Annotated in this window: 14 protein-coding genes; 3 read left to right on the top strand and 11 right to left on the bottom strand. The window is 40.0% G+C overall.

Features of this window, described 5'->3' with window-relative positions; all coding sequences use genetic code 11:
* Window positions 1-3 precede the first annotated feature (3 nt).
* Complete coding sequence (locus ACSHZO_RS06710; protein WP_298246766.1) at window positions 4-363, top strand: YraN family protein; 360 nt, start codon at window positions 4-6, stop codon at window positions 361-363.
* 80 nt (window positions 364-443) lie between these two features.
* On the opposite strand, the gene ACSHZO_RS06705 is transcribed toward ACSHZO_RS06710, so the two are convergent.
* The 3 genes from ACSHZO_RS06705 to ACSHZO_RS06695 form a co-directional block, all read right to left on the bottom strand.
* A complete protein-coding gene (locus ACSHZO_RS06705; RefSeq protein WP_298246765.1) occupies window positions 444-2,516 on the bottom strand; it encodes a M13 family metallopeptidase in 2,073 nt (690 codons plus the stop codon).
* Between the two features lie 145 nt (window positions 2,517-2,661).
* Complete coding sequence (locus tag ACSHZO_RS06700; protein ID WP_298246764.1) at window positions 2,662-3,192, bottom strand: nuclear transport factor 2 family protein; 531 nt, start codon at window positions 3,190-3,192, stop codon at window positions 2,662-2,664.
* Between the two features lie 16 nt (window positions 3,193-3,208).
* Window positions 3,209-3,787: a hypothetical protein gene (locus ACSHZO_RS06695; protein WP_298246763.1), complete on the bottom strand. Its 579-nt coding sequence runs from the start codon at window positions 3,785-3,787 to the stop codon at window positions 3,209-3,211.
* Window positions 3,788-3,937: 150 nt separating this feature from the next.
* Between ACSHZO_RS06695 and ACSHZO_RS06690 the strand changes: the two genes are divergently transcribed.
* A complete protein-coding gene (locus ACSHZO_RS06690) occupies window positions 3,938-4,897 on the top strand; it encodes an NAD-dependent epimerase/dehydratase family protein (protein WP_298246762.1) in 960 nt (319 codons plus the stop codon).
* A 48-nt stretch (window positions 4,898-4,945) separates the two neighbouring features.
* On the opposite strand, the gene ACSHZO_RS06685 is transcribed toward ACSHZO_RS06690, so the two are convergent.
* The 4 genes from ACSHZO_RS06685 to aspS form a co-directional block, all read right to left on the bottom strand.
* Window positions 4,946-5,140, bottom strand: coding sequence for a cold-shock protein (locus tag ACSHZO_RS06685; RefSeq protein WP_141876598.1), 195 nt, complete (start codon window positions 5,138-5,140; stop codon window positions 4,946-4,948).
* Between the two features lie 87 nt (window positions 5,141-5,227).
* Window positions 5,228-5,473 carry a hypothetical protein gene (locus ACSHZO_RS06680; RefSeq protein ID WP_298246761.1) on the bottom strand — a complete coding sequence of 82 codons (246 nt, stop codon included), beginning with the start codon at window positions 5,471-5,473 and terminating at the stop codon, window positions 5,228-5,230.
* A 1-nt stretch (window position 5,474) separates the two neighbouring features.
* The gene (locus tag ACSHZO_RS06675) at window positions 5,475-7,265 is read right to left on the bottom strand and encodes a chloride channel protein (RefSeq protein WP_295178984.1); all 1,791 of its coding nucleotides are present in this window, start codon (window positions 7,263-7,265) and stop codon (window positions 5,475-5,477) included.
* A 56-nt stretch (window positions 7,266-7,321) separates the two neighbouring features.
* Window positions 7,322-9,070: an aspartate--tRNA ligase gene (gene aspS, locus ACSHZO_RS06670; protein ID WP_298246760.1), complete on the bottom strand. Its 1,749-nt coding sequence runs from the start codon at window positions 9,068-9,070 to the stop codon at window positions 7,322-7,324.
* Window positions 9,071-9,299: 229 nt separating this feature from the next.
* Here aspS and ACSHZO_RS06665 point away from each other — a divergent pair, with 229 nt between their 5' ends.
* Complete coding sequence (locus ACSHZO_RS06665; RefSeq protein WP_295178986.1) at window positions 9,300-9,665, top strand: toxin-antitoxin system YwqK family antitoxin; 366 nt, start codon at window positions 9,300-9,302, stop codon at window positions 9,663-9,665.
* Window positions 9,666-9,734: 69 nt separating this feature from the next.
* On the opposite strand, the gene ACSHZO_RS06660 is transcribed toward ACSHZO_RS06665, so the two are convergent.
* Genes ACSHZO_RS06660 through ACSHZO_RS06645 form a run of 4 tightly spaced genes read right to left on the bottom strand, consistent with a single transcriptional unit; the run spans window position 9,735 to window position 16,558 of the window.
* The gene (locus ACSHZO_RS06660; RefSeq protein WP_298246759.1) at window positions 9,735-13,244 is read right to left on the bottom strand and encodes an efflux RND transporter permease subunit; all 3,510 of its coding nucleotides are present in this window, start codon (window positions 13,242-13,244) and stop codon (window positions 9,735-9,737) included.
* Between the two features lie 6 nt (window positions 13,245-13,250).
* The gene (locus ACSHZO_RS06655; protein WP_298246758.1) at window positions 13,251-14,417 is read right to left on the bottom strand and encodes an efflux RND transporter periplasmic adaptor subunit; all 1,167 of its coding nucleotides are present in this window, start codon (window positions 14,415-14,417) and stop codon (window positions 13,251-13,253) included.
* Between the two features lie 31 nt (window positions 14,418-14,448).
* Window positions 14,449-15,882 carry a TolC family protein gene (locus ACSHZO_RS06650; protein ID WP_298246757.1) on the bottom strand — a complete coding sequence of 478 codons (1,434 nt, stop codon included), beginning with the start codon at window positions 15,880-15,882 and terminating at the stop codon, window positions 14,449-14,451.
* Window positions 15,872-16,558 (bottom strand): TetR/AcrR family transcriptional regulator, encoded by a 687-nt coding sequence (locus tag ACSHZO_RS06645; protein WP_366877921.1) that lies wholly within the window; start codon window positions 16,556-16,558, stop codon window positions 15,872-15,874. Before ACSHZO_RS06645 ends, ACSHZO_RS06650 begins: the two co-directional genes overlap by 11 nt.
* Window positions 16,559-16,583 lie beyond the last annotated feature (25 nt).

The raw sequence follows: 16,583 nt of genomic DNA, 5'->3' as shown, positions 1-16,583 counted from the left end.
CGAATGGCTACTCATAATGATCTGGGCAAGAAAGGGGAGGAGTTGGCAGTACAGTTTCTTCTGAAAAATAATTACGAGATCCTGGAACGTAATTTCAGATACCGTAAAGCCGAAGTAGATATCATTGCCAGAGAAGCTGATACTTTAATAGCAGTGGAAGTAAAATCCCGAAGCTCTGTCTATTTTGGAAATCCTGAAGACTTTGTAAAACCTGCACAGATCAAATTACTTGTGGAAGCAATCAACCACTATTCCGAAAAGCAAAATACAGATCTGGAGATTAGGTTCGATATCATTGCGATTACAAAATCTGGATCTAACTACGACATTGAACATATTACTGATGCCTTTCTACATTTCTAGAGGCTTCTTATTAGTCAGGAAAACAAAAAAAAAGCCGGTCGAAAGACCGGCTTTTTTAGTGAAATAAATCTTAGAAGCTGTTACCAGATTCTTACTCTATCTTCAGGTTTTACGTACATCTTATCACCTTCTTCAATACTAAATGCATCATACCATGCATCGATATTCTGTAGTGGCACATAAGCTCTGTACATTCCAGGAGAATGAGAGTCGGTTTTGATCCTGTTTCTCATCGCTTCATCTCTCATTTTAGTTCTCCAAACGGTAGCCCAGGAAAGGAAGAATCTTTGTTCCGGAGTAAATCCATCGATTTTACCTGGGTTTTCATTGTTTTCCAGATGAATTTGTAATCCATCATAAGCAGCGTTCACTCCTCCAAGATCACCAATATTTTCTCCTAAGGTGAATTTTCCATTAATGTAGACACTGTCCAATACTTCAATAGCGCTGTACTGCTCCGCCAGGTCATTTCCTAAGGTTTCGAATTCTTCAAGATCTTTCTCTGTCCACCAGTTATTAAGGTTCCCTTCAGCATCAAATCTAGCACCGCTATCATCAAAACCGTGTGAGATTTCATGACCAATTACAGCGCCAATTCCGCCGTAATTCACCGCAGCATCTGCCTTGTAATCGTAGAATGGAGGCTGAAGAATTGCCGCCGGGAATACGATCTCGTTATAACGCGGATTGTAATAAGCATTCACCGTTTGCGGAGACATGAACCATTCACCCTTATCAACAGGCTGTCCAAGATCTGCCATATTCTCTGCAACTCTCCATTTTTGAGCGTTCAGCATATTCTGGAAATAAGATCCTCCTTCTTCAGGTGAGGTGATTTCTAGATCTGCGTAATCTTTCCACTCATCAGGATATCCAATCTTCACGTTGAAAGTACTAAGTTTTTCAAGCGCTTTCTTCTTGGTATCCTCGCTCATCCAGCTAAGATTATTGATTCTATTTTCATACGCCTTCAGGATGTTGTCCACCATTTCCTGAGCTTTTTTCTTTGCTTCTGCCGGGAAATGTTCCTCAACATATAATTTTCCAAGAGCTTCACCTAAATTTCCATTGATAGAACTAAGAGCTCTTTCATTTCTAGGGCGTTGTTCTTTTGCTCCCTGAAGTGTTTTGCTGTAAAATTCCCACGATTCGGTTTCAAGATCTGTAGTAAGAGCACTTGCAGCTCCGTTGAAAAGGTCCCACTTTAAATAGGTTTTCCAGTCTTCTACAGAATTTTCAGCAAGGATCTGCTGTAGTGCTTTCATGTATTTTGGCTGGGAAACGATGATCGTATCAAGTTCTTTTGCGCCAATACCATCAAAATAAGCCTTCCAGTTCATGGCCGGAGTCATCTTTTGCAACTCAGCGACGGTCATTGGGTTATAGGTATTTCTGGCATCACGACGTTCTACTTTATCCAGCTTTGGCTCGGCAAGTCTGGTTTCAAACTTCAGGATCGTTTCAGCAGCATTTTTCGCTTCTTCTTCTGAATAGTCAAGATACTGTAGCATATCTGCCACGTAAGCTTTGTATTTTGTTCGGGTTTCCTTAGAATCTGAATCATTCTGAAGGTAATAATCTCTTTCAGGTAATCCCAGACCAGATGGGTTCAGGTAAGCAGCGTTCATATCAGAATTTTTGCTGTCTGCACCAACACCAAAGCTGAAGAATCCGGCACTTCCGTATTCACTCATTTCAACTAAGAAATCCTGAAGATCTTCTTTGTTCTGGATAGAATCGATCTTGGCCAGGTAAGGTTTTACCGGCTCTATTCCCTGCTCATTTCTAGCCACAGTGTCCATGATACTCTTGTAAAGATATACAGCTTTTGCCTGATCTGTTGAAGCATCAAGACTATCACTTGAAGCTGTTTTTTCCAGAAGTCCAAGTGCATCCTCATCGGTTCTTTGTCTTAATTCGTCGAAACTTCCCCAGCGGGTTCTGTCTCCAGGAATCTCTGTGCTATCCAGCCAGCGACCATTTACATAGCGAAAGAAATCTTCTTTAGCAGTTGTAGTTGTATCCATGTAAGCAAGGTTGATACCATGGATCTCATCATCTTTTTGCTCAGTTCTTTTTTCGTCATCATTACAGGCGGTAAACATCCCTGCGCTGAGAACAGATAAAAACAAAATTCTGTTTATTCTTTTCATTGTTCTAGTTAAGAATTATAAAATAATACGGCTAATGTAGCAAAACGGTCAAAATAATCCATAATTCAGCCTCGCCGAATTGAGAACAACCGGCTGAATATTAATAATTAAGGGTGATGTGGATTTATATTTAAACTGAATGGAACTATTTGTTTTTCAATTCTGAAATTAGATTCTTATCGAATTGGGATTTTAAACTGGTAAGTTCATCTACATTTTCGTTAGGCACTGCGATGGAAAGTACGTAATGATGAATCTTCCATTTGCCATCTTCTTTAGCAAGCACTCCAGAACCCCTGCAAATTCCCATTTGGGTATCCAGAAGTTCATCAAACCAGGCGATTTTTGAGTTCTGGTGTATATAGATATTTCTTTCGATCGAAGTGAAATTCCATGCTTTCCCTGAATCAAAATATGGTTTAGCGAACTTTTTGAATTCTTCCGCCGTCCAGTTTTCTGTAGCATCGGTCCCAATGAATACCGCGTCATTAGTCATTAGACCAAAGTATGTTTCAAATTCAGTATTAGCGGCCGCAAGATGCCAGCTGTCCAGCGTTTCACTTACTCTTTCCCTGATCGCTGTCTTATTTTTTTCTGAATCCTTTACCTGTGCATGCAATGGCAACACGGTGAGAAATGCGAAAACGAATAGAAATTTTAAAGCTGAATTTTTCATTGGTCGAATATTTGTTTTAAGATACTACATTTTCAACGGTATCTTCAATTGCTGTTGAATCCATTTCTCTTTCCATTCTTTCAAATTCATCCAGCTCCTTCTCAAAATCCTCGAGAGTTTTCAGAAATAATTCATTCATCTGAAGTTTAAGATTATTGAATTCCAAATAGATCTCTTTAGCTGTACGATCAATATCCTTTACATCTGGCTGCTGTTTCTTTGAGTATTGCTCCAACAGGTGCGCTTTGGTCTTGAGGACATTCAGTCTAGCTTCCACAGGCACTGCTCTAAGACTATCAGGCAGGGAAATGCTAAGTGAATTCATGATCTGGGAAATCGCGGTTGCATTATTCATGACCTTACGAGTCGTAGTATTTTCCAGTTTCTTCACTTCATTTTGAGCAGTGATAAATTCCAGCCAGTTGGAAGCATATTTCTTTGCTTCCGGTTCAAGATCAAAACCTCGGGTATCTATTTCTATCTTCTTATCATAGGATACACTGTCTTTCGAATCGTTGCCATTCTGGGTATCTTCTGCTTCAGATTTGCAGGATAATAAACAAAGCAATATGATAACGAATAGAGGGAATTTCATAAGTGATAATTGAATGAACAAAGTTATCCATAATTCTATGAATGAAGCAACCGATTTTGAATTACAGAATCCATAGCGAATAGCGTCAAGAAAAAGCTAAGATTGCGAAATCCTCTGTATAATTAAATATATTTGCACAAAATTTAATGTATGGCCGAAAAGATATTGATTATCGGTGCTTGCGGACAGATTGGAACCGAACTTACGCTGAAATTGAGAGAGATTCACGGGAATGACCAGGTGGTTGCCAGTGATATTCGTGAAGGAGTAGATGAGTTGATGCAATCAGGTCCATTTGAGATCCTGAATGCCACAGATGAGGTTCATATAAGACAGATCATAGAGACCTATAACATCAAGGAAGTTTACCTGATGGCTGCAATGCTTAGCGCCACTGCAGAAAAAGCTCCTAAGAAGGCCTGGGATCTTAATATGAATTCACTTTTCCATATTCTTGATATGGCCAAGGAAGGTTTGATCGATAAGATCTTTTGGCCGTCCAGTATTGCTGTTTTTGGACCAACTACCCCAAAGGACAATACTCCGCAAATTACTGCGATGGAACCTACCACGGTTTATGGAATTAGTAAGCAAACCGGGGAACGCTGGTGTGAGTATTACAACAAAAAATTTGGCGTAGACGTTAGAAGTATCAGGTATCCTGGTATCATTAGTTATAAAACCCTTCCAGGTGGTGGAACTACAGATTATGCGATTGAGATCTTCCATGAAGCCTTAAAGCAGAATGCCTATACTAGTTTTCTGGATAAGGATGCAGCATTACCAATGATGTATATGGATGATGCGATCAAAGCAACGGTGGAAATTATGCAGGCTCCTTCGGAAGCTATTAAAGTAAGATCATCTTATAATCTTGCTGCGATAAGTTTTACGCCTGAAATATTAGCAGCAAACATTAGTAAACATTTACCGGATTTTAAAATTTCTTACGATCCAGATTTCAGACAGGCTATTGCCGCGTCATGGCCTTCAAGTATTGATGATTCATCGGCGAGACAGGATTGGGGATGGGATCACGAATTCGATCTTGATAAGATGACTGAAACCATGCTAAAAGGGGTAGGACAAACTACAGAGCAAACACATTAAATAACAAAAGCCGCTTTACAGCGGCTTTTTACTTTTTTGATTGGAAAATTACTCAACGATGCGAACATCTGTTGCGTTAACTCCTTTTTTCCCTTCAGTTTCTTCGTATTCTACTCGATCACCTTCCTGAATAGTTTCACCATTCAAACCAGTAATGTGTACGAAAATGTCTCTTTTGGTGTCGTCGTTTGTAATGAACCCATAACCTTTAGATTCATTGAAAAATTTTACTGTGCCTTGCATAATAATGATAATTAATAAAGAACAAACATAACAGTAAAATTTTTAGAATCTACTGGAAATCAGAATTTTTTGGGATTTTTGTAACTTTTATAGTCGGTCAATTCCCTTATCCCGCATTTTTTTCATGTTCTTTTCAGAAAGTGTGTAGTCCTCTAATTTCTTTCCTCTCCATCTCACCACAAGGAAAATTGGCATTAGAATGAAGGCACTGGCCAGCACAGCAATTCCTATGATCCTGTCGCCGGTAAGTGTATCATCATTTAACCTGAAATAGAATCCTACACCTACGGCTATTAGAATAGCTATCACCAGTAATCTCATAAATATCTTCATACTATACAGTAACTTCAATTAATTTCTGCCTGTAGGCAGTTAGCAATTTTGATTTGGATATAAATCCGATATATTTTCCTTCGCGAACAACAGGTAAGTTCCAGGCATTACTTTCCTGAAACTTTCGCATGATCTCCTTCATTCGGTCATGTTCAATGTCTATAATTTCCGGAGCCTGTTGCATGATCTCCTGCACCTTGACTTCATCATATAATTTTTCATTGAACATGATAGATCTAATATCGTCTAATAATATAATACCCATAAAATTCTGATTTTCATCAATAACAGGAAAAATATTGCGTGAGGATTTCATCACTCCGTCATGGATCACATCTCCCAGGTTCATATCAATTTCCAGGGCGATAAAATTCTTTTCTACTACCCGACTAATATTCATTAGGGTCAAAACCGTCTGATCCTTGTCATGCGTTAACAGGTCACCACGCCTTGCCAGCTCCATGGTATACACAGAGTGAGGTTCAAACTTAGTAGTGATTAGATAGGAAATAGCCGCAGTGATCATAAGCGGAATAAAAAGTTCGTACCCATGGGTAAGTTCAGCAATAAGAAAAATAGCGGTAAGTGGTGCGTGCAGGACTCCGGCCATAAGTCCGGCCATTCCTACCAATGTAAAATTACTTACTGAGATCTCATTCCTGAAGATGCCAAGATTGTTCACGACTAATGCGAAACAGTGTCCCATTGCACTTCCCATGAACATTACTGGTGCAAAGATCCCTCCAACACCGCCGGCACTAAAGGTCAATGCTGATGCGATGATCTTAAAGATCACCAGACCTGCAAGCAAAATGATGACCACCCAGATATTCTCAAGGTAAGCGTTGAATAGATTTGTTCCCAGGGCTTCCAGATAATTTTCCTGTAAAAGGTTGTTGATGACATTATAGCCTTCACCATATAATGGAGGTATAAAATAAATAAGAACTCCCAGTCCCAATCCGGCAAATATAAGCCGTACAAACGGCGAGGTTATCTTTGCCAGAAGTTTGGTAGTGCCAAAATAGATACGTGAAAAGTAAACTGAAAATGCTGCAGCCACGACTCCCAGAACCAAATAGTAAGGTACTTCAGAAATTGTAAATTGATCTTCTAGAGTAAATGGTAAAATAATCTGACTTCCGAAGAAAAAATAGGAGGTAAGTATGGCAGATACCGAAGCAATAAGCAACGGCAGGAGGGAGGCCAGCGTTAAATCGAGGCTGAAAACTTCCACAGCGAAAATGATCGCAGCAATTGGAGCCTTAAAGATACTGGACATTGCACCTGCAGCGGCGCATCCAATAAGTAAGGTCCGGGATGCCTGGTTCATCAAAAATATACGCGAAATGTTAGAGCCCAGAGAAGCACCGGTCGCCACGGTAGGTCCTTCCAGTCCAACCGATCCTCCAAAACCAACCGTAATAGGTGCGGTAATTAGTGACGCGTACATCTGGAATCTTTTCATAATTCCCTTCTTACGGGATATGGCATATAAAGTAGTTGGAATTCCATGTCCAACCTTTTGTCGCAGTACAAATTTAATGATGAGGTACACGATCAAAAGACCAAGCACCGGAAAAATAAAGTAGAATGCATCGTGGTAATTGGCTACAAATTCTCCTTCCAGCAAACTCTGGATAAGGTGCGTGAGGTTTTTGATCATCACCGCAAAGAGCCCGGCGACAAATCCAATGACCGCGCTCAGGAACATGAGGAACTGTCGATGAGAAAGATTCTTGGATTTCCAGGTTAGGAACCTGTGCAATAAGGTTTTGCTAATATTTGCCACCGCTAGTGAATTACCGGATGAAGATAAAAAATCCCGCAATAAGCGGGATTAAATTTTTATGATTTCAACTGCAAGTGTAAATCTGTAAGTTGCTGTTCGTCGAGTTTCGCCGGAGCGTCGATCATTACATCTCTTCCAGAGTTATTCTTTGGAAATGCAATATAATCTCTGATGCTTTCCTGTCCGCCCAGTATGGCTACCAGTCGGTCGAAACCAAAAGCGATCCCGCCGTGTGGAGGCGCTCCATACTGGAAGGCATCCATAAGAAAACCAAATTGCTCTTCAGCTTCCTCCGGAGTGAATCCAAGATACTTGAACATCTGCGATTGTGTTTCCTTATCGTGGATCCTGATGGAACCACCACCAATCTCATTTCCATTAAGTACAAGATCATACGCGTTGGCACGAACCTTCCCAGGGTCTGTTTCAAGTAGTGCGAAATCTTCTTTCTTCGGACTTGTAAATGGATGGTGCATGGCATGGAACCTTTCAGTCTCCTCATCCCACTCAAGAAGAGGGAAATCTACTACCCATAAAGGAGCAAATTCCTCAGATTTTCTAAGTCCCATTTCATTACCAAGATGCATTCTTAATGCGCTTAACTGGCTTCTTGTTTTATCAGCATCACCTGCCATCACAAGAATAAGATCCCCGGGTTTAGCTGAAGAAGCTTCCGCCCAGGCTTTCAAGTCTTCCTGAGAGTAAAATTTATCTACTGAAGATTTTAAACTTCCATCTTCATTATATTTTGCCCAAACCAATCCAGTGGCACCAATTTGAGGTCTTTTCACCCATGATATGAGCTTATCGATCTCTTTACGGGTAAAAGAAGCCGCGCCCGGAACTGCGATACCAACAACTAACTCCTGTTGATCAAAAACATTGAAACCTTTATTCTTAGCGACATCATCAAGCTCGGCAAATTCCATCCCAAAACGAATGTCTGGTTTATCATTCCCATATTTGCGCATAGCGTCTGCATAGGTCATTCTTGGGAATTCGTTCACTTCTACGTTGCGAATTTCCTTCAGCAAATGCCTGGTTAAACCTTCAAAAATATTCAGGATATCTTCCTGTTCCACAAATGCCATTTCGCAATCAATCTGTGTGAATTCGGGTTGACGATCTGCTCTTAGATCTTCATCACGAAAACATTTTACGATCTGGAAATACTTATCCATCCCGCCTACCATAAGCAACTGCTTAAAAGTTTGAGGTGATTGTGGAAGTGCGTAAAACTGACCTTCATTCATTCGGCTAGGTACCACAAAATCACGGGCACCTTCAGGAGTGGATTTAATAAGGTATGGAGTTTCCACTTCAATAAAGCCAGCATTAGAAAGATAGTTTCTTACTTTCATTCCCACCTGGTGGCGAAACATTAATTTATTCTGAACTGGTTTTCTACGAATATCCAGATAGCGATATTTCATTCTAAGATCTTCACCACCATCGGTCTCATCTTCAATAGTAAAAGGTGGTGTTTTAGAAGTATTCAAAATTTTGAAATCCTGTACCAGTAATTCAATTTCACCAGTAGGTATGTTAGGGTTTTTCGCTTCTCGCTCGATCACTTCCCCGGTTACCTGGATCACGAATTCACGAGCCAGGTTTCCTGCTTGTTTCATCAATTCTTCGGAAGAGCGCTCTTCATCAAAAATCAATTGCGTAAGACCATAGCGATCACGAAGATCCACCCAAATCATAAAACCTTTGTTTCTTATTTTTTGTACCCATCCAGAAAGGGTTGCTGTATTTCCTATATGTTCGGCATTAAGTTCGCCGCAGGTATGACTTCTGTACATGAATTCTTTAAATTTTGAATGGGCACAAAAGTAAGAAGTTAAACAGTTTTACTGAATCTTTTCTGCATCTAAATTCATTTAAAGTTGCCTATTATTAACTTTGGTGATTTATATAAAACATTGTATAACAGATAAATAAAACTCCAATGTTAACTTAATGTTACGTAAATGCAACTATAAGGTAAATTTTCGCTATATTTGTGATGTAAACGTTAATACCGAAAGAGAAATGAAGACTTTGAAGAATATTTTAGTAGCAGCAGTTCTGGCAACAGGAACCGTTGCAATGGCGCAGGATAATGATCCAAAACCCGCTTTTGAGAAGCAGGGTGAATTAATTAAAGGAACATTTTATTATGAAGATGGAAATATTAAACAGGAAGGTACGTACAAGGACGGCAGACTCCACGGAGAATGGATTTCTTACAACAAAGACGGTGAGAAGACAGCCATCGCCAATTACGAAAATGGCCAGAAAGATGGAAAATGGTTCTTCTGGACTGAAGATAAACTTACTGAAGTGGACTATAAAGATAGCGTAATTGCTAGTGTTAATAGCTGGAAAAGCGAAAGCTCCCTTGTTAGTAATGACTAATAATATTCAGTACGAATAAAAAAACCCGAAGCGAAAGCTTCGGGTTTTTTTGCATTGGTATGAACTTACCTAGTTCGTAGTTTCGATCCTGTTTGAAGTTTCAACTTTTTCCGAAGAGCTTCTTTTCGAATGAACCCACATTTTGATCCTTATCGCGATATAGAATAACAATGGAACAATAATAAGAGTAAGGAAGGTCGCTACGATCAAACCGTAGATCACTGTCCAGGCCAGAGGTCCCCAGAATATCACGTTATCTCCACCAAAGTAGATATTCGCATCAAACTCACTGAATAAACTGAAAAAGTCAAGGTTAAGCCCGATTGCCAGCGGAATCAAACCAAGAATGGTGGTGATCGCCGTAAGCAATACTGGTCTTAAACGTGCTTTTCCAGATCTAATGATCGTTTTCAAAAGTTCGTCCTGAGGGAGGTATTCAGATTCTGGTATTCCAAGACGCAGTTTCTTCCTGTCTATGAGGAGCTGCGCGTAATCGAGCAGTACCACCCCGTTGTTCACCACGATACCAGCGAGAGAAATAATTCCCATCATCGTCATCATGATTACAAATGCTGAACCGCTAATTACAATTCCTCCAAATACTCCAATAAAACTCAGGAAAATAGCGATCATAATGATCAATGGTTTCGAGATAGAGTTAAACTGGAAGATCAGGATCAGGAATATAAGTCCTAGTCCGCTGAAGAATGCACCCACAAGAAACGCCTGTTGTTTGTTTTGCTCTTCTATCTGTCCGGTATAATCTACCTTGATCTCATCTGGGACGCCATCAAAATTGCGCATTTCATTCTGGATTTGCGCAACGGCTGCACCAGCATCTGTATATCCTGGAGATAGAACAGAATAGATCGTAACAACTCTTCTGGTATCCCTGTGCTTAATCGCACTAAACCCAGATTTATTACTTTTCGTTGTTACTGCAGAAACGGGTATTTCTCTTAATTGACCCTTATTATTTCTGAAAGTGATCGTTTGGTTGAACAAGGCGCTATTATCATATCTGGAATCCTCGTCGAATCTTACATAAATATCGTAATCTTCACCACCTTCTTTGTAAACGCCAGCTTTTGTTCCAAAAATGGAATTTCTAAGTTGTTGTCCAACCTGTCCGGCACTTACCCCTAGTTCACCAGCTTTTTCCCGGTCAACTTCAACGACCATCGATGGTTTATCTTTGTTTACATCAATCTTCAACTCGTCTATTGCAGGAATGTTCTTTGTGTTAATGTATTCACGCATTTGCTCTGCAGTCGCGATCAATTGATCATAATCTTCACCTTCCAGTTCAATATTAATAGGAGGACCGGCCGGAGGACCATTCTGATCTTTTTCTACGGAAATCAAAACTCCCGGGTAAACTCCGTCCAGAGATTCCTGAACCTTTTGCCTTAAAACCTCACTGTCTTTTCCACGACGGTATTTGTATTCCATCATGGAGGCTGTGATCTTACCTTTATGTGGCATTTCTGCCGCTGATCCTCCATCGGTTTGTGGATTCCCGGCACCTTCACCCACCTGGGATACGGCACTTTCTACCATATAATTATAGCCGTCGTCCATATACTCATCACTGTTGAGTACTTTGTAAACCCTTTCCTCGATCTCTTTCGTGATCGCGTTGGTTTTTTTAATATCGGTACCTTCAGGATATTCGATATATACGATGATCTGGTTAGGCTTGTTATCAGGAAAGAATTCAACCTTGGTTCTTTGTGATCCCAGTGAAGCACCAAAACCTACAAAAGCGATGATCAACATCAAAAAGGTAGCTCCAACGATCCAGTAAGGACGTTTGTTTTTAAACGAAGCTGTAAGGCGTCTTTCGTACCAGTTCTCCAGTTTCACCAAAGAACTTTTTTGAAATTTATTAGCCATCTTCCGAAGAAACAACCTGTAGATCCATACCATGATCGCGGTAAAGATCATCAATGAACCAAGCGCAGCATATTCTCCACCAAATAAAAATATGAGCAGACCAATTCCCGCAATGATTAGAGAAACCCTGATGATGGTTTTCAAAGGCATATTTTTATCCTCTGTTTTCATGAATTGGGAAACCAGAACCGAATTGAAAAATATTGCTACTACCAGTGAAGATCCTAGTACGACCGATAGTGTTATGGGGAAATAGATCATGAACTGTCCCATTAGTCCCGGCCATAATCCCAGCGGAATAAAGGCGGCAACCGTAGTTGCTGTAGAGATAATAATAGGAAATGCAATTTCACCAATACCTTCTTTCGCTGCATCCACCCGGCTCATTCCTTCCTCGTCCATGAGTCGGTAGACATTCTCGACTACCACAATCCCGTTATCCACAAGCATTCCAAGTCCCATGATCAATCCAAAAAGGATCATGGTATTCATGGTGTATCCCAACTGGTTCAGAATCATTAAAGACATGAACATAGACATAGGAATCGCAAAACCAACGAAGAGTGCATTTTTAAATCCTAAGAAGAACATTAGCACCGTCACAACCAGGATGATCCCGAAAATGATATTGTTTACAAGGTCATCAACCTGACCAATAGTCTTTGAAGATTGATCATTAGTAATACTTACATTCAGGTTCGTTGGAAATACTTCAGCTTTTGCTTTTTCAACAATAAGCTCGATCTGCTCTGCAGCTGCAACCATATTCTTTCCTGAACGCTTTTTTACATCCAGCATTACCACCTGCTCACCAAACTCACGAGCATAGGTGGTCTTTTCCTTTTCCTGAAAAGTAATATCAGCAATATCCTTCAGGTAGACATCATCACCATCTTCAGACTTAACAACGAAATTGTTCAATTCTGTAGGTTCTTCGATTTCACCAAGGATTCTGATGGTTCTTCGCTGTCCGCTGGTTACGTAATTACCCGCACTCATGGTCATATTTCCGTTCGAAATAGCACTGGTAATATCGTTGAAACTAACGGAAGAAGCCATCATTTTATAGATATCTACAGCTACTTCAATTTCTTTATCCTGAGCTCCACGAATATCTACTTTCTTAATTTCAGGTAGATTTTCGATCTCATCCTGTAAGTATTCTCCAAACTCCTTCAGCTTCATTACAGGGTAATCTCCGGAAATATTAATATTCAGGATTGGAATTTCTTCTGAAAGACTCAATTCGAAGACATTGGGTTCTACCTTGGCGCCATTAAAGGTTGGCCAGTCTTCGCCTGAAGTTTCAGAATCTATTTCATCTTTTACCTTTTGCTTTGCAAGCTCCACAGCAATTCCCTCGTCGAATTCTATAACGATCATAGAATAATCTTCCTGTGAAGTTGAGGTGATTTCCACGACATTACTCACCGTCTTTAACTTATCTTCCAGAGGATTTGTAAGCAACTTCTCTATATCTTCCGCAGTATTACCGGGATATATCGAGCTAACGTAGATCTTCGTTTCTTTTACTTCAGGAAAACTTTCCCGCGGCATACTAAAATAAGCCGATATCCCGAAGAACAGAATAAGAGCCATCGCCACGTAGATGGTGGTTTTGTTCTTTATTGCCCAGGACGAGAGCGCAAACTCCTTGTCCAGATTGTTTTTTTCTTTCGCCATAACTGCTTAGTAATTCATGATTTTGACGGTTTGTCCCTCTTTCACACTACGTGCACCATCTTCGATGATCAGGTCACCATTTTTCAGGCCTTCCAATACTTCAATAGAATCTCCCTGAGATTTTCCGGTTTTAACGATTACTCTTTTAGCGACTGCTTTTTCACCTTCCACCTCATCTAAAACATATAAATATTGTTCTCCATCAGCATTTTCAGAAAGAATGTTTTGTGGGACCAGAATGGCATTTTCACTGGTGTAATCGTTGATCTTTACTCTTGCCGTAAGGTTTGGTTTGATCTCTTTCTCCTTGTTTGGCACATCGATCTCGGCAGTAAAAGTTCGGTTATTAGGATTAATATAACTACCTACTTGCTTTACCTTGGTATCCACAGTTTTTCCAAGTACCGGGAAGGTCACTTCTACCGGCTTTCCCTGGGTTACGTTGGTAATATAGTTCTCTGGCACATCTGTCTTGATATACATATCGTCAAGATTTACGATCCTTAGAATTTGCGTCTGGCCGGGTGAAACCACATTTCCCTGCTCGGTAATAATCTCATCGATAGTTCCTGAAAAAGGTGCGCTTACAACAGATTTTGAAAGCTGACTCTTCATTTGCTTAACAGCGTTTACCTGTCCTTCATAATTGGATTTTGCCTGTAAATATTCAATTTCGCTACCAATTTGCTGCTCCCAGAGACGCTTCTGTCTTTCAAAAGTAGTCTTGGCAAGGTCTAGCTGAATTTCCATTTGTGCGAGTTGCTGACTCAATCCACCATCATCTATCTTCGCCAGAGTCTGTCCTTTTGAAACTTTCTGCCCTTCTTCTACATAGATTTTCTGTAGAATTCCGCCCATTTCAGCGTTCAAAACCACATTTTTTCTTGTCTCCACGCTTCCCTGTAATTCAAGGAAATGATCGAAATGTTCAGCTTCCACAGCAAAGGAAGTTACCAGAGGAATATTTCTCTCTGGGTTGATCTCCTTCAGTCTGGAATTAAGTTTTTTAATTTCAGTTTCCAGCTCAGATTGTTGAGCGGTAAGCTCATCTCTTTTCTTCTGAATAGTTTCTATATCATTGCTTTCCAGGATTTCTTCCGTAGATTTTTCTGAACCACCACCACAGGCAGCTAGCAAAGTACTGAACGATAAAATATATACTAGTTTTCTCATTTTCTGAAGTTGTTTCTATCTGAAGTTGTTTCTAATTGTCTGATGTATAAGTACGGGTGTCTAACAGGTTTTCCAGTTCCACTTTAGCAGTGATCACCTGTAACATCGCTTGTAAATAATTTTGCTGTGCAGTATATAACTGTCGTTGCGCTTCACTAAGCTCGAAACTACTGGCGATCCCTTCGAAGAACTTGATCTGGTTCTTGTTTTCGATTCTTTCAGATAGTTCGAGATTTTTAGTAGCGTTCTTATAATTATCTAGGCTAAATTGATATTCACTTTTAGCACTATTGATATCACTTTTTACCTGGCTTTCGGTTTGTTCCAGATCAAGCATTGCCTGCTCATACTCAAGTTTTCGCTGCTGAGTTTTCGCACTTCGCATTCCGCTGCTGAAAATTGGTATGTTTAAACTCACTCCTAAAATGGACTGTCCAAAATACTCCTGGTTGCCATTAAGGAAAGTAAACTCATCACTAAAGCCCTGGTAGCCGTAATTCACAAAGGCACTTAAAGTAGGAAGCGCTTTCGCCTGCTGAAGTTTTACCTGGATCTCTGCGGCTTCTGCTGTATTTTTAGCGATACGATAATCGATATTTTCTTCCACCGGAATTGTCTCAGATAATAATGAAAGATCAAAATATTTAAGCGCCAGTTCATTTAGATCATCGGTCGCTACTACATTTTTCTCTACCGGAATTCCAAGGCTTATGTTTAGCATATCGTAGGCGATATCCAGCATTCTACGGCTTCTGGCGAGATCATTTTCAAGGTTCAGCTTGGTGATTTCCAATTGCTCCACATCCTCCTGTTCTGTTAGACCGTTTTCGAATATCTTTTGGGTATCATTAAAATTCTTCTCAACATTTTCGAGATTTTTCTCAAAGATCTCAACACTTTCTTCCGCCAGTAAAACATTTCCGTAGGCATTGATAATACCTTTCTTGATCTCAAGATCTGTTTTGGTCTTGGCATTTTTGGAAATTTGAAGCAGCGTTTTTACAGATTGAATTCCTACTATATAGGAGCCATCGAAAATTAACTGGTTCCAGGTTGCTGTAGCGTTTACGCTTTGCTGAGTTCCAAACTGCACCGGGATAAATCCTTCCGGAGAATTTACAGGAACATCATTCCTGTTCACATTATCGAAATATTGCTCGACGATGTTCACTGTGCTTTGCGTATTATCAAAAGCACTTGCCGGAAGCAAGGTAACCGGTTGTTTCAGGAAGTTCTGGTAATCTATTCCAGCACTGATTTGCGGCAAACCCTGGGCGATAATCTCCCATTTTTGCTGAAGAGCCATTTCCACATCCTTTTGAGCTATTTGTGACTGGTAATTATTTTCCAGTCCAAATTCTATAGCTTCCATAAGAGAAAACTGATAGGTCTGGATCGTATCCTGCTGCGAGAAACTTTGCAGGCTCAAGACCAGCATAATTAAAATTGATATTCTACTTTTCATTTAACTCAATTAAATCTTCTAAAGTTTTTAATCCTTTTGTGGTACAGATTGCCCGCAGGTGATATTCCAGAAAATGATCCATCAATGCCGGCTGCGAATACTTTTCAGGAGCGAAGAGATCTGTATCCTTGATCCCCATAAAACCCACAAAATGTATACGGCTAATAAAATCTACATCAATATCTTTACGATAATAACCACTTTCAATTCCGCGGTTAAGATTATCCTGCATGCAGGTTTCTAAAAGTTCATACTGCTTGTCTTTAAGACTCTCATAGACTTTCGGGTAATATTTCTGAAGCTGAAAATGAGGAGAGGTCTTTTCTCCTTTTAAATTCTGCGCGACATAATGTTTGATCTCGTAATTTTCCTTAATCGGATTCTGATTTTTATCCTGAATGGCGCCAATCCCGCAACCCATCGTCTGGATCACCTGTAAACCTGCAGCTGCTACCAGCTTATTCTTGGTGGAAAAATGGGCATAAATGGTTTTCTTAGAGATACCGATACTTTCCGCAATGTCATCCATGGTCACGCTTTTGAAACCATAGGATAGAAACATCTCTGCAGCACTATTTAAAATTTTCTCCCTCACTTCATTTAAATTTTGTGCAAAAGTAAGCTTAGGAAACTTTAGAAACAAAAAAGGTTTCTTCGGTTTACGTTTATTTAACATTCGCTTAAAATTTGAAATAGGTTCA

It is taken from the genome of Christiangramia sp. 3-2217-3z (assembly GCF_051195275.1).
In the GTDB taxonomy this organism is placed as follows: Bacteria; Bacteroidota; Bacteroidia; order Flavobacteriales; family Flavobacteriaceae; genus Christiangramia; species Christiangramia marina.
The sequence above is the reverse complement of the archived record's forward strand: the minus strand, read 5'-3'. Positions and strand labels throughout refer to the sequence as shown.

Bases quoted from the DNA above. Each gene is read 5' to 3' on its own strand.
- ACSHZO_RS06710 (WP_298246766.1), top strand. From the start codon at position 4: ATGGCTACTCATAATGATCTGGGCAAGAAAGGGGAGGAGTTGGCAGTA.
- ACSHZO_RS06705 (WP_298246765.1), bottom strand. From the start codon at position 2,516: ATGAAAAGAATAAACAGAATTTTGTTTTTATCTGTTCTCAGCGCAGGG.
- ACSHZO_RS06700 (WP_298246764.1), bottom strand. From the start codon at position 3,192: ATGAAAAATTCAGCTTTAAAATTTCTATTCGTTTTCGCATTTCTCACC.
- ACSHZO_RS06695 (WP_298246763.1), bottom strand. From the start codon at position 3,787: ATGAAATTCCCTCTATTCGTTATCATATTGCTTTGTTTATTATCCTGC.
- ACSHZO_RS06690 (WP_298246762.1), top strand. From the start codon at position 3,938: ATGGCCGAAAAGATATTGATTATCGGTGCTTGCGGACAGATTGGAACC.
- ACSHZO_RS06685 (WP_141876598.1), bottom strand. From the start codon at position 5,140: ATGCAAGGCACAGTAAAATTTTTCAATGAATCTAAAGGTTATGGGTTC.
- ACSHZO_RS06680 (WP_298246761.1), bottom strand. From the start codon at position 5,473: ATGAAGATATTTATGAGATTACTGGTGATAGCTATTCTAATAGCCGTA.
- aspS (WP_298246760.1), bottom strand. From the start codon at position 9,070: ATGTACAGAAGTCATACCTGCGGCGAACTTAATGCCGAACATATAGGA.
- ACSHZO_RS06665 (WP_295178986.1), top strand. From the start codon at position 9,300: ATGAAGACTTTGAAGAATATTTTAGTAGCAGCAGTTCTGGCAACAGGA.
- ACSHZO_RS06660 (WP_298246759.1), bottom strand. From the start codon at position 13,244: ATGGCGAAAGAAAAAAACAATCTGGACAAGGAGTTTGCGCTCTCGTCC.
- ACSHZO_RS06655 (WP_298246758.1), bottom strand. From the start codon at position 14,417: ATGAGAAAACTAGTATATATTTTATCGTTCAGTACTTTGCTAGCTGCC.
- ACSHZO_RS06650 (WP_298246757.1), bottom strand. From the start codon at position 15,882: ATGAAAAGTAGAATATCAATTTTAATTATGCTGGTCTTGAGCCTGCAA.
- ACSHZO_RS06645 (WP_366877921.1), bottom strand. From the start codon at position 16,558: ATGTTAAATAAACGTAAACCGAAGAAACCTTTTTTGTTTCTAAAGTTT.